The following is a 12,708-nucleotide window of genomic DNA, read 5'->3' as shown; positions in this document are numbered from 1 at the left end:
TCAAAATGTACGTGATTCATTGCAGCGCAATGACAGGGTGTGAAGGGTTAGCTCAGTACCGAGCCCACTTCGAACCAACTTGCTCGGGCGTTGAGAATATCTTGCACCGACATGGCTTTTTTACCCGGCACTTGCAGTTGCAAAAGGACTAATACGCCTTTGCCTGTTGCGACATAGATGCCAGTTTTGTCTGCTTGGATAATGGTACCCGCCGCTTGGTCTGTGGTGTGTTCCGCCACGCGGCTCTGCCACACCTTGATGCTGTTATCGGCCGCTTCAAAGTGGCTCATTGGCCAAGGGTTGAACGCGCGCACGCAGCGCTCAATGTGCTCGGCGTCGTCATGCCAATCGATGCGGGCTTCCTCTTTGCTGAGTTTTTTGGCGTAGTTGGCTAGGGCATCGTCTTGTTTTGTTGCGACGGCGCTGCCTTGTGCGATGTCAGTGAGGCAGTCCAATAGCGCACTTGGGCCTAAATCGGCCAACTTTTCGTACATGGACGCACTGGTGTCACTGCTTTCGATCGGTAAGCGCGCGATGGAGAGCATGTCGCCAGTATCGAGGCCAATGTCCATCTGCATGATGGTGACGCCGGTTTCTTCATCGCCCGCCCAAATGGCGCGCTGAATCGGCGCTGCGCCTCGCCAACGTGGCAAAATCGAACCGTGCACATTGATACAGCCAAGTTTAGGCGTGTCCAATACCGCTTGCGGCAGCAGCAAACCGTACGCGACGACGACCATCAAATCGGCGTCTAAATCCGCCAACGCTTGCTTGGCCTCTTCAGACTTAAAGTTTTCCGGTTGGTAGACCGCAATGTCATGCTCAAGGGCAATCTGTTTGACTGGGCTCGCGGTGAGCTTTTTACCGCGACCTGCAGGGCGGTCGGGTTGGGTGTACACGGCAATGACGTCGTGCTCCGAAGACAACAACGCCGCCAAGTGACGGGCGGCGAAGTCCGGAGTACCAGCAAAAACAATCTTAAGTGGTTTGCTCAAGGTACGTTCCTTATCTTTTCTTTCTCAGTAATACGCTTACTTACCGGCGGATTGTTTCTCGTTGAAGCGCTTGATCTTCGCCAGTTTGTCTTGGATGCGTTTACGCTTCAGTGGCGATAGGTAATCGACAAAGAGCTTGCCTTCTAGGTGGTCAAGTTCGTGCTGAACACAAATCGCCAGCAGGTCATCCGCCTCGAAGGTGAATTCTTCACCATCGCGATTGAGCGCTTTGACCGTCACCTCGGCTGCGCGAGGCACTAAAGCGCGTGCGCCAGGCACCGATAGGCAGCCCTCTTCAATCCCATCTTCACCGCGTTTCTCGATGATTTCTGGGTTGATAAGCACCATTGGCTCATCACGGGTGTCCGAAATGTCGATCACCACGATACGTTGGTGAACATCGACTTGGGTGGCCGCAAGACCAATTCCTTCTTCGTCGTACATGGTTTCAATCATGTCATCGACGAGTTTTTGAATCTCAGGCGTCACTTTCTCTACGGGCTTAGCCACGGTACGAAGGCGATCATCTGGGAATGTTAATACTTGTAATACAGACATATACACTCAAAATGTTGAACTGTGCCGAATCAGGGTAAAGCTTGTTGGCTCAATTCTAGACATTTTATAACCTAAATGACAGCATCATTACGCATTTTCCCTGCCACTCTCGGTGTCAATGTTGAGCACACACACCTAAGTTGAGCAGCGGTTTCTTTTAGATAACCAAGGATTTAGGTGATGGTGAGTTTCAAACGGTGTTCCAGTTGGCGCAGGCCACTTCTCTGCGTGATGACCTTGTGGGTAGCTTGGGTTCCTTTCTCTGTCTCGTCGGTGTTAACCCTCAAGCCCGATGCGCCCACGACGTATGTCGTGGTCAAAGGCGATACCTTATGGGATATTTCGGCGCTCTACCTCGATAGCCCTTGGCTTTGGCCACGGCTATGGCAGGTCAATCCCGATATTGATAATCCTCACCTGATTTATCCCGGTGACAAGCTCAATCTGATTTGGCGCAATGGTGAGCCGGTTCTGACGGTGAAACCGATGCACAAACTGAGCCCTAAAGTAAGAAAGCTTGATAAACAAGCGCTGCCGACGCTGCGTGAGGAGTGGGTGTTGCCGTACCTAGAATCGGATCTCTTGCTTGACGAGTCGTTATTGGCAGAGAGCGCCAAGGTGATTGGCTCGAGCAATGGCTTGCAATATCTCACCGGGCAACAACTGCTCTATGTCATGGGGCAGCAAGTGCAAGGTGAGTGGCATATTTACCGCAAAATGACCACCTTCACACGCGATGATAAGCGCGTCATTGCGCTGAAAAAAATCGCGGTCGCCGAGTCTGCGGATGAGCCTGCGGCGCCGAGCGATACGGACATGATGGCGCTCAAAGTTCGCCAACAAACGCAGGAAATTCTCGCGCAAGACATCGCCTTGCCCGTGCGTGAGGCTCAGTCTGATTTCAGTCAACGCTTTTATCCCCAGCCCTCGCCTAGGGCCATTAATGCCTCAATCTTGGGGTCGCTGGAAGGCAGCCAATATGTGGGCAAGCATCAAGTCGTGGTCATCGATCGCGGCGCGCGCGATGCGCTGCGTCAAGGCAGCATGTTCGACCTCTATCAACCGGGTCACAAGGTGGCTAAAGCTGGTCAAGGGGTATTGGCTAGGCAAGAGACGCAGCAATTGCCGGACGTGCGCATTGGGCATTTGATGGTGATTCGTCCTTATCAAGATTTTAGTCTGGCGCTGGTTACTCAGAGCGAGCAGCCGATTGCCACTGAAACCCGTTTGCGCTCTCCCCTGGCGACGCTTAAATCCACTGAAGACGTTGTGGACGCAGAGCTACAGGGTAAGGAGCAAGGATGACAGAGCGTGAGCTGCGCGCTTGGCTGACGCTCTATTTTACGCCCAGAATTGGTCCGAAGACCTTCGAGCGTTTGCTAAAGGTGGCTGAGCCGCACGAGATTGTCTCCAGTTCGAGCGACGAGATGCGCGCGTTTGGCTTAAGTGAGCATCAGGTGGAGTATATTCAGCGGCGCGCAGAAAAAGAGGTGGACGGATGTTTGGCTTGGCGCGAGCGCGAGGCGGATCACCATATTGTTACCCGTGACGCGAGTGACTACCCGCCACTGCTCGCCAACGCCCCAGCATCGCCGGCGGTGCTGTTTGTCAAAGGCAAGCTTGAGGCGATTCACTTGCCGCAATTGGCCATGGTGGGCAGTCGCAATGCCAGTCAGGATGGGCTTTCGCTCGCCAGAGAGTTTGCCAGTGCGTTGGTCAAACAGGGGCTGTGCATCACCAGCGGACTCGCGCTCGGCATCGATGGCTATGCCCATGATGGTGCGCTGAAAGCGGGCGGAGAGACGGTCGCGGTGCTCGGCAGTGGCCTTGGCGAAGTGTACCCGGCCCGCCACCGAGCGCTGGCAGAGCGTATCACTCAGCAAGGTGCGTTGGTCAGTGAGTTGCATCCGCAGGCTAAACCCAAGGCGGATCACTTTCCTCGCCGCAATCGCATTATCAGTGGCTTATCGCTGGGCGTGCTGGTGGTGGAAGCGGCCGAGAAAAGCGGCTCATTAATTACCGCGCGTTATGCCCTTGAGCAAGGCCGCGAAGTATTTGCCATTCCCGGCTCCATTCATCAAGTCTATGCCAGGGGGTGCCACCGCTTAATTCAGCAAGGGGCGAGCTTAGTCCAAGAGGTTGAGGACATCTTGTGCGAGCTCGACAGCTTGCTGGCGTGGTCGCGGCAACAGGCGGATAAACAGAGCGAATCACGCACCCAGACGCCGAGCTGCTCGCATTTCCCAACGCTTTTATCTCCTAACGATAAAGAAGCGACGAAAGTGAGCAAAGAAGAATTGCCATTTCCCGAGCTGTTAGCTAACGTAGGTAATGAGGCTACACCAGTTGATATCTTAGCATCGCGGACCCATATACCCGTGCAGGATGTCATGATGCAGCTCTTGGAGCTCGAGCTTTTAGGGCACGTTGTTGCAGTTTCCGGTGGCTACATTTTAAAGGGGAGGGGCTAGCTATGATGATGGATATTTTGATGTATCTGTTTGAGACCTACATCCATAGCGATGCAGAGTTACAGGTCGACCAAGATGAGCTAGAAGAAGAGTTACTTCGCGCTGGTTTTCATCAGAAAGACATATATAAGGCCCTGGTCTGGTTAGAAGAGTTGGCGGCGCTACAGCAAACGGAAGCGCACTCAGCGATCTCTGTCAGTACCTCGTCTCCGTCTACGCGTATCTATACCGCCAAAGAGTGCGACCGCCTCAGCCTTGAGTGTCGTGGCTTTTTAATGTTTTTAGAGCAAGTGAGCGTGTTGACGGCGGAAACACGTGAGATGGTCATTGACCGAGTGATGGGGCTCGAAACCGATGAGTTTGAGCTTGATGATCTCAAGTGGATTGTCTTAATGGTGCTGTTTAATGTGCCGGGCAATGAAAATGAATACACGCTTATGGAAGAGCTTCTTTACACCAAAGAGCAGGGTATCTTGCACTGATACCGTCGCTTTGCGACCCTAAGTGATATGAGTAATAAAATCGACCATCAGTTGTTTTCTGCCCACGAGCACGCCTTAGAACATCAGGCGTGCCCGAAATGCCAAGCTCAAGGCTTGGCGGGGGAGCTGTCGCTGCGCCATGGCAAACATGGTCCTTTCTTGGGGTGCACCTTGTACCCGCAATGCGATTACATCAAACCTTTGCATCAAAATGATGGCCACATCGTTAAAGAGTTAGGTGTGCCATGTCCTGAGTGTGGTCATGAGTTGGTGCTGCGCCAAGGTCGCTATGGGATGTTTGTCGGTTGCAGTCATTACCCTGAGTGTCACCACATTGAGTCGATCGATGCCCCCGCAGAGCCGAGTGAGGACAACGTCGCCATCGCCTGCCCTGAATGCCATCAAGGTCAGCTGACCGAGCGTAAATCTCGCTTTGGTAAGCTGTTTTATGCATGTGACCGCTACCCGAAATGCAAGTTTGCCGTCAATCAGCCGCCCGTCAGTGGTGAGTGCCAAGTGTGTGGGTTTCCACTGCTGGTGGAAAAGCACAGCGCAAAAGGCCAACAGTTGCAGTGTGCAGCTCGACGTTGTCAGGCCATTCAGTCTTAATTTTCGGCGAGTGCCTATTTAAGACTATATCGTGATTTAAGACTATACAGTGGTAAGGCGATATCGGAGCGGCCGAGCGTTACAGCAAATACAATGTCATTAAAGACAAAAAAGGCGCCATGAGCGCCTTTTTCAATCCAGTGTTCGCAGAGCCAACACTCATTTGATCCGATTACGATTCGAAGTTTTGTGCAAACTCATGCACCGCAGGGAAGGCATCGCTGTCGAGCAGGGTGGCCAGTTCACACAGCTTGCGTTGTAGCTCACCACTGTAGTCGCCGCAGACATTGATGTGACCCATCTTGCGTCCAGCACGCTTCTCTTTGCCGTACCAATGGATATGGCACCCTTCAATGGCCAGCAACGCTTGTGGCAGCGTATCTTCGCCAAGGATGTTGATCATCGCCGTTTCACGAACCAGTTTGGTGCTGCCAAGCGGCAAGCCACACACGGCTCTTAGGTGGTTTTCAAACTGACAGGTCTCTGCGCCTTGCTGCGTCCAGTGACCGGAGTTGTGCACGCGCGGTGCAATCTCATTCACGAGCAGGGTGCCATCGACATCGAAAAACTCAAGGGCAAGCACGCCCACGTAGTCGAGACTCTCGGCTACAGCGCTAAACATCGCCTGCGCTTGGTCTTGCAGCTTCGGGTCAGAAATGGCGGTCGATAGGCTTAGCACCCCTTGGGTGTGGACGTTCTCAGCCAGAGGGTAAACAGCGACTGAGCCGTCTTTGGCTCGTGCGCCCACCAAGGAAACTTCTCGGCCAAACGGGACAAACTCTTCCGCCACAATCGCTTGTGTCTCACTGGCTTGGATGCATTGTGCCATCTCTTGCCAAATGCTGTCCGCTTGAGCGGCGTCTTTCAATCGCCATTGGCCTTTACCATCGTAGCCACCTAGGGCACTTTTCAGCACCATAGGAATGCCGACTTTTTCGATCGCGCGATCAAAATCTTCCCGGCTCTCAATGACATGGTAGTTGGCGTTGCGAACGCCCGCTTTGTCTAATAGCGCCTTCTCAATACGGCGATCGCCACCGGTTTTGATCGCTTCTGCTGACGGGTAAAACTTCCCGCTTTGCTCGCAGAGGGTCAAAATATCGTGTGGGATATGTTCAAACTCAGCCGTGATCACATCGGCACGCTCAATGGCATTGCGAAGACCGTGGCCCACCACGTGTTGGGTGAGAGGATGGACAATGTTTTCACTGCCGACATCGTACGCCGAGATCTCAATGTTCAGTGGTGCGCCCGCAAGAGACATCATTCGTGCTAATTGGCCTGCACCTAACACCAACACATGCATGGTTTAGTCCTCGGCTGGGTTTGGGTTAGCAAGGACGGTCTCAGTTTGCTCTTGGCGAAACGCTTCGACCTTCTCCATCACGGACTCATCGTGGGTACCGATGATTTGCGCGGCCAAAATACCCGCATTCGCTGCGCCCGCTTCGCCGATCGCCAGTGTACCTACCGCGATGCCTTTTGGCATTTGCACGATAGAAAGTAGCGAATCCATCCCTTTTAGGGCACGTGATTGAACAGGAACACCCAAGACAGGTAAGCTTGTGAACGCCGCTGCCATGCCCGGCAGGTGCGCAGCGCCGCCAGCGCCAGCAATGATCACTTTCAGACCGCGCTCTTTCGCGCTGTTGGCGTAGTCTGCCAATAATTGAGGAGTGCGGTGCGCAGAGACGACTTTAGTTTCGTATTCAACACCAAATCTATCCAGCATTTCCGCGGCGAGCTTCATTGTTGGCCAATCTGATTTTGAACCCATGATGATACCGACTTTCATCTCAAACTCCTTCAACCTTTTGTGTGGAATGAAAAACAGGATGTGTCGTAAACCCAGTACAACCACATCGCCAATTTGTGCGCATTATACGGCGTTTTCCCTAGCAAGCAAACGTTTGCGCGCACTTTGAACCGCGCAGTGATTAGTCTTCGACGCAGATTCTTTGTACACTGAGTCTCATCCCAAGAAGACGCAGCCAGTGACTGCGTGGTGAAACAGGGCCTACCCTGCAAGGAAGTAAAATGTCAGAAATCGATAAGCAGGCGGTGAAGCAGTTTTTGTTGGCACTGCAAGAGACCATTTGTCAGCAGCTTGAGCAGGCCGACGGCCAAGCGCTGTTTGTTGAGGATGCGTGGCAGCGTGAACCCGGAGAGCGGCTCGGTGGCGGTGGTCGCACCCGAGTGATGAAAGCAGGCGCGGTGTTTGAGCAAGGCGGCGTCAATTTCTCTCATGTCTCTGGCAAAGCGATGCCCGCTTCGGCCACTGCCCATCGCCCAGAGTTAGCCGGGCGACGCTTTGAAGCCATGGGCGTGTCATTGGTGATGCATCCGAATAACCCTTATGTGCCCACCTCCCATGCCAACGTGCGCTTTTTTATTGCCGAAAAAGAGGGCGAGGCGCCGATATGGTGGTTTGGCGGCGGGTTCGATTTGACCCCCTTCTACCCATTTGAAGAAGATGCTCAGTTCTGGCATGGCAGTGCGAAAGAGGTGTGTGAACCTTTTGGTCATGATGTGTATGCCAAGCACAAAAAATGGTGTGATGATTACTTCTACCTGCCGCACCGTGATGAAACGCGTGGCGTCGGTGGGCTATTTTTTGATGATCTCAACGAGTGGCCATTTGATAAGTGTTTTGATTACATCAAAGCGATCGGTGAAGGGTATACCCAGGCGTATTTGCCGATTGTTGAGCGCCGCAAAGAGACGCCCTACACTGACCGAGAGCGTCAATTTCAGCTTTATCGCCGTGGTCGCTATGTGGAGTTTAATCTCGTCTATGACCGAGGAACCTTGTTTGGTTTGCAAAGTGGTGGCCGAACCGAGTCGATTTTGATGTCGATGCCGCCACTGGCTCGCTGGGAGTACAATTATCAGATTGAGCCAGACAGCCCTGAAGCGGTTTTGTATCGCGATTTCCTCAAACCGCGTGATTGGTAACATGTTTATCTCGGCATAGCGCTTGATCCTGGCCGGGATAGTGATAGGGTCAATGACCGTTGACCCGTTTATTTTTGTGTAGGTAAGGACATGACACAACCTCTTGACCGCTATGTGGTGTTTGGCAATCCCATTAGCCAAAGTAAATCGCCTTTTATCCATACCTTATTTGCTCGCCAGACCAACCAAGCGTTAACCTATCAAACGCAGCAGCCTGAGATCGGCACATTCAAAACGGCGGTAGCGGAGTTCTTTGCTGCAGGTGGTAAGGGGTGCAACATCACCGCACCGTTTAAAGAAGAGGCGTTTCAGTTTGCGACCCGCCTGACTGAGCGAGCGCAATTGGCCGGTGCCGTTAATACCTTAAAGAAGTTAGATGATGGAGACATCATTGGTGATAACACCGATGGTGAAGGATTAGTGCAAGATTTGCTTTCCCAGCAAGTGGTACTGAAAGGGGCGAGAATACTATTGCTTGGCGCTGGCGGCGCGGCGCGCGGCGTGATCAAACCGCTGCTCGACCAGCACCCGCACTCAATAGTGATCGCCAATCGCACCAAAGCCAAAGCATCACAGTTGGCAGAGCTTTTCGCTGAGTTTGGTGTGGTGCAAGCCGCCTCACTGGAAGAGGTCGAGACTGGCTTTGATGTCATCATTAACTCAACGTCGTCGGGATTGAGTGGTGAGTTGCCAGCGGTATCACCGACCATTTTTCAAGGTTGCCAAGTGGTGTATGACATGGTCTACCGCTCAGGCAAAACGCCTTTTAATGCCTGGGCGGAACAATCGGGTGCGCCCGTAAGCTATGATGGCTTAGGGATGTTGGTTGGCCAAGCGGCGGAAAGCTTTATGCTGTGGCGAGGTTTACGTCCAGGCACTAAGCAGGTGCTGCGCGAGCTGCGTAAAAATTTACAAGGGTAAAAGATGAATCAATCGATTTTGTTTCCCGAACGACAGCATTGGGATGAAGAGCGCGCTGCGGTTTGCTTCCCTGCTCAGCAAGCGGGTGCCTTGATTGAGTGTGTGGTGAGCCAAGCGGTACTGGAGTCGTATGCGCAGCAAAGCATTACCTCGGGTCAGCACGCCATCGAACTGTTTGAACAATGGCGCTTTGACCTTGAAGAGCAAGCTGAGTCTTTAATAGAAGACGAGATGTTTAACAGCCGCGGTGAAATTGAACTCAACCAGGAATGATCTCAACCTCATTTAAGTAGTCGTCTTTATTCTGCACGTAGTTATCGGCAGATTTTTGTAAGAAAGCGCGCTCTTTGTCTGTCAAAGGGCGAGCCTGCTTAACTGGACAGCCGACATACAGATAGCCACTTTCCAATGTTTTCCCCGGTGGGACTAAACTGCCTGCTCCCACCATCACCTCATCTTGAATGACCACACCATCGAGCACGATCGCGCCCATGCCAACGAGCACGCGATGACCAATGGTACAGCCGTGCAGCATCACCTTATGACCCACGGTCACATCATCACCGATAATCAGTGGGTAGCCTTGAGGGTTTTCTGCATTCTTATGGGTGACATGAAGCACCGAACCATCTTGAATGTTGCTACGCGCACCAATTCGGATATGGTTGACGTCTCCACGAGCGGCCACCAAAGGCCAAACACTGGCATCATCGCCTAGTGTGATGTCGCCAACCAAGACAGCACTGCTATCTATATAGACACGATCGCCAACTTGAGGTTGGATACCTTTATAACTGCGTAGGGAACTCATCTCTTCTCCTATATGCGATAGCACGATATGTTGCCAAGAATAGTGGCAAAAATAGCCCGTTGCGCATAGAAAATACGCAAACAGTAAAAAAATCAAAAAAATCGCTGAAAAGGGGTTGCCAATGTGACGCCGATCTCTATAATGCCCCCTCGCTGACAAGGGAAGACGACTGAGTAAGTTGAAACCTTTCCAGCAAGGTCAAATAGCCAAGCAAAATGCTTGAAAAAAGTTTGAAAAAAGTGGTTGACACTAAAACTTGAATCGCTAAAATGACCGCCTCTTGTGAGTGACCAAGGTCACAGCCAAGAACGCTCTTTAACAATATAAACCTATCAATCTGTGTGGGCACTCGTTGATGATAATCCACTTTTGGTTTTCACTTTTTTATAAAAAGTAAAATCAAAAATTGATTCTTCGGAATCACTGGCTATCAATGAACTGAGTGACCATTGAGTCTTAGGACTCAGCACAGTCAATTCAAGTTTTCTAGGAACTAGCTTCTAGTCACTAGGAACTTATCAGTATTCATTGAGCCGAACAAAATCTTAAATTGAAGAGTTTGATCATGGCTCAGATTGAACGCTGGCGGCAGGCCTAACACATGCAAGTCGAGCGGAAACGACTTAACTGAACCTTCGGGGAACGTTAAGGGCGTCGAGCGGCGGACGGGTGAGTAATGCCTGGGAAATTGCCCTGATGTGGGGGATAACCATTGGAAACGATGGCTAATACCGCATAATAGCTTCGGCTCAAAGAGGGGGACCTTCGGGCCTCTCGCGTCAGGATATGCCCAGGTGGGATTAGCTAGTTGGTGAGGTAAGGGCTCACCAAGGCGACGATCCCTAGCTGGTCTGAGAGGATGATCAGCCACACTGGAACTGAGACACGGTCCAGACTCCTACGGGAGGCAGCAGTGGGGAATATTGCACAATGGGCGCAAGCCTGATGCAGCCATGCCGCGTGTATGAAGAAGGCCTTCGGGTTGTAAAGTACTTTCAGCAGTGAGGAAGGTTCATGCGTTAATAGCGTATGGATTTGACGTTAGCTGCAGAAGAAGCACCGGCTAACTCCGTGCCAGCAGCCGCGGTAATACGGAGGGTGCGAGCGTTAATCGGAATTACTGGGCGTAAAGCGCATGCAGGTGGTTTGTTAAGTCAGATGTGAAAGCCCGGGGCTCAACCTCGGAATTGCATTTGAAACTGGCAGACTAGAGTACTGTAGAGGGGGGTAGAATTTCAGGTGTAGCGGTGAAATGCGTAGAGATCTGAAGGAATACCAGTGGCGAAGGCGGCCCCCTGGACAGATACTGACACTCAGATGCGAAAGCGTGGGGAGCAAACAGGATTAGATACCCTGGTAGTCCACGCCGTAAACGATGTCTACTTGGAGGTTGTGGCCTTGAGCCGTGGCTTTCGGAGCTAACGCGTTAAGTAGACCGCCTGGGGAGTACGGTCGCAAGATTAAAACTCAAATGAATTGACGGGGGCCCGCACAAGCGGTGGAGCATGTGGTTTAATTCGATGCAACGCGAAGAACCTTACCTACTCTTGACATCTACAGAACTTAGCAGAGATGCTTTGGTGCCTTCGGGAACTGTAAGACAGGTGCTGCATGGCTGTCGTCAGCTCGTGTTGTGAAATGTTGGGTTAAGTCCCGCAACGAGCGCAACCCTTATCCTTGTTTGCCAGCACTTCGGGTGGGAACTCCAGGGAGACTGCCGGTGATAAACCGGAGGAAGGTGGGGACGACGTCAAGTCATCATGGCCCTTACGAGTAGGGCTACACACGTGCTACAATGGCGCATACAGAGGGCGGCGAACTTGCGAGAGTAAGCGAATCCCAAAAAGTGCGTCGTAGTCCGGATTGGAGTCTGCAACTCGACTCCATGAAGTCGGAATCGCTAGTAATCGTGGATCAGAATGCCACGGTGAATACGTTCCCGGGCCTTGTACACACCGCCCGTCACACCATGGGAGTGGGCTGCAAAAGAAGTGGGTAGTTTAACCTTCGGGAGGACGCTCACCACTTTGTGGTTCATGACTGGGGTGAAGTCGTAACAAGGTAGCGCTAGGGGAACCTGGCGCTGGATCACCTCCTTATACGATGATTATCGTTTTGAGTGTCCACACAGATTGATATGGTTTGTAAAAGTAAAGAGAGATTCTAGAGGCTAGTTCCTAGTCCCTAGAATACAATGAACCTTTCCCAAAAGGTTCACAGTCTCTAGGAACTAGGCACTAGTTCACTAGAAACTTATCCAGTGTCCCGTTCGTCTAGAGGCCTAGGACACCGCCCTTTCACGGCGGTAACAGGGGTTCGACTCCCCTACGGGATACCACGGGTCGTTAGCTCAGTTGGTAGAGCAGTTGACTTTTAATCAATTGGTCGCAGGTTCGAATCCTGCACGACCCACCACTTTTCTCTTATGCGGCGTTAAGTTGCTCGTTGTGTACTTGTTGTACACGGCCTCACAACTTGTCTTGCCTAAGAAAAAAGTCAACCATTCATAATTCGATGGGCGATTAGCTCAGTTGGGAGAGCACCTGCCTTACAAGCAGGGGGTCACTGGTTCGAGCCCGGTATCGCCCACCATTCTCTAAATGTTTTTGGATAGAAATTCCAAACCACTTCAGTAATTCGTATGTGGTTGGTTTTTTTGACGCCGAAAGTCTTTAGAAAATGACCTTCTTCGGAAGAATCTATGCTCTTTAACAATTTGGAAAGCTGACAAAACAACAATTTATTGTTGTTTGTAAAGTTCTCAAAGTATTCATATCTATGAATACACAAAAACACATTCAAGTGTTCTTGGCTTTTTGTTTTCACTTTTTATAAAAAAGTAAAATAAAAAGATATTTGAGTCCGGCAAAATCGAGTCTGCATCATGTTTAAATAATTGCAGACAA

12 protein-coding genes, 3 tRNA genes and 1 rRNA gene are annotated in these 12,708 nt (G+C 51.5%); 11 read left to right on the top strand and 5 right to left on the bottom strand.

Going from position 1 to position 12,708, the window contains the following annotated elements; all coding sequences use genetic code 11:
• Positions 1–47: 47 nt before the first annotated feature.
• A complete protein-coding gene (gene fmt, locus AC6R03_RS17870; RefSeq protein WP_500630519.1) occupies positions 48–995 on the bottom strand; it encodes a methionyl-tRNA formyltransferase in 948 nt (315 codons plus the stop codon).
• A 36-nt stretch (positions 996–1,031) separates the two neighbouring features.
• Entirely contained in the window at positions 1,032–1,553 is a 522-nt protein-coding gene (gene def, locus AC6R03_RS17865) for a peptide deformylase (protein WP_487903324.1), read from the bottom strand.
• A gap of 180 nt (positions 1,554–1,733) precedes the next feature.
• Between def and AC6R03_RS17860 the strand changes: the two genes are divergently transcribed.
• The 4 genes from AC6R03_RS17860 to AC6R03_RS17845 are packed head-to-tail and all read left to right on the top strand — an operon-like array spanning position 1,734 to position 5,115.
• Entirely contained in the window at positions 1,734–2,858 is a 1,125-nt protein-coding gene (locus AC6R03_RS17860; RefSeq protein ID WP_500630520.1) for a LysM peptidoglycan-binding domain-containing protein, read from the top strand.
• Complete coding sequence (gene dprA / locus AC6R03_RS17855) at positions 2,855–4,024, top strand: DNA-processing protein DprA (protein ID WP_500630521.1); 1,170 nt, start codon at positions 2,855–2,857, stop codon at positions 4,022–4,024. Before AC6R03_RS17860 ends, dprA begins: the two co-directional genes overlap by 4 nt.
• A 2-nt stretch (positions 4,025–4,026) precedes the next feature.
• The gene (locus AC6R03_RS17850) at positions 4,027–4,506 is read left to right on the top strand and encodes a DUF494 family protein (RefSeq protein ID WP_334555489.1); all 480 of its coding nucleotides are present in this window, start codon (positions 4,027–4,029) and stop codon (positions 4,504–4,506) included.
• 27 nt (positions 4,507–4,533) lie between these two features.
• Positions 4,534–5,115 (top strand): DNA topoisomerase family protein, encoded by a 582-nt coding sequence (locus AC6R03_RS17845; RefSeq protein ID WP_334555488.1) that lies wholly within the window; start codon positions 4,534–4,536, stop codon positions 5,113–5,115.
• Positions 5,116–5,287: 172 nt separating this feature from the next.
• On the opposite strand, the gene AC6R03_RS17840 is transcribed toward AC6R03_RS17845, so the two are convergent.
• Both AC6R03_RS17840 and purE read right to left on the bottom strand, forming a co-directional pair.
• Positions 5,288–6,421, bottom strand: coding sequence for a 5-(carboxyamino)imidazole ribonucleotide synthase (locus AC6R03_RS17840; protein WP_487903321.1), 1,134 nt, complete (start codon positions 6,419–6,421; stop codon positions 5,288–5,290).
• Between the two features lie 3 nt (positions 6,422–6,424).
• Positions 6,425–6,910: a 5-(carboxyamino)imidazole ribonucleotide mutase gene (purE, locus tag AC6R03_RS17835; protein WP_334555486.1), complete on the bottom strand. Its 486-nt coding sequence runs from the start codon at positions 6,908–6,910 to the stop codon at positions 6,425–6,427.
• A gap of 242 nt (positions 6,911–7,152) precedes the next feature.
• Between purE and hemF the strand changes: the two genes are divergently transcribed.
• From hemF to AC6R03_RS17820, 3 genes are all read left to right on the top strand, one after another.
• On the top strand, positions 7,153–8,070 hold the full coding sequence (gene hemF / locus AC6R03_RS17830; RefSeq protein WP_500630522.1) for an oxygen-dependent coproporphyrinogen oxidase: 918 nt from the start codon (positions 7,153–7,155) through the stop codon (positions 8,068–8,070).
• Between the two features lie 90 nt (positions 8,071–8,160).
• A complete protein-coding gene (aroE, locus tag AC6R03_RS17825; RefSeq protein ID WP_500630523.1) occupies positions 8,161–8,991 on the top strand; it encodes a shikimate dehydrogenase in 831 nt (276 codons plus the stop codon).
• 3 nt (positions 8,992–8,994) lie between these two features.
• Entirely contained in the window at positions 8,995–9,264 is a 270-nt protein-coding gene (locus AC6R03_RS17820; RefSeq protein WP_500630524.1) for a DUF1488 family protein, read from the top strand.
• Here the strand turns inward: AC6R03_RS17820 and AC6R03_RS17815 are convergent.
• Complete coding sequence (locus AC6R03_RS17815; protein ID WP_500630525.1) at positions 9,251–9,802, bottom strand: gamma carbonic anhydrase family protein; 552 nt, start codon at positions 9,800–9,802, stop codon at positions 9,251–9,253. The genes AC6R03_RS17820 and AC6R03_RS17815 overlap by 14 nt on opposite strands.
• 547 nt (positions 9,803–10,349) lie before the next feature.
• Between AC6R03_RS17815 and AC6R03_RS17810 the strand changes: the two genes are divergently transcribed.
• The 4 genes from AC6R03_RS17810 (at position 10,350) to AC6R03_RS17795 (ending at position 12,394) form a co-directional block, all read left to right on the top strand.
• Positions 10,350–11,901: ribosomal RNA gene (locus AC6R03_RS17810) — 16S ribosomal RNA — on the top strand.
• A gap of 163 nt (positions 11,902–12,064) precedes the next feature.
• Positions 12,065–12,140: transfer RNA gene (locus AC6R03_RS17805), tRNA-Glu, on the top strand.
• Between the two features lies 1 nt (position 12,141).
• Positions 12,142–12,217: transfer RNA gene (locus AC6R03_RS17800), tRNA-Lys, on the top strand.
• A gap of 101 nt (positions 12,218–12,318) precedes the next feature.
• Positions 12,319–12,394 (top strand) — tRNA-Val (locus AC6R03_RS17795).
• Positions 12,395–12,708 lie beyond the last annotated feature (314 nt).

This window comes from Vibrio sp. R10-SG-ISO4 (genome assembly GCF_059834135.1).
Note: the sequence above shows the minus strand (reverse complement) of the source record. Positions and strands in the feature narration are given on the sequence as shown.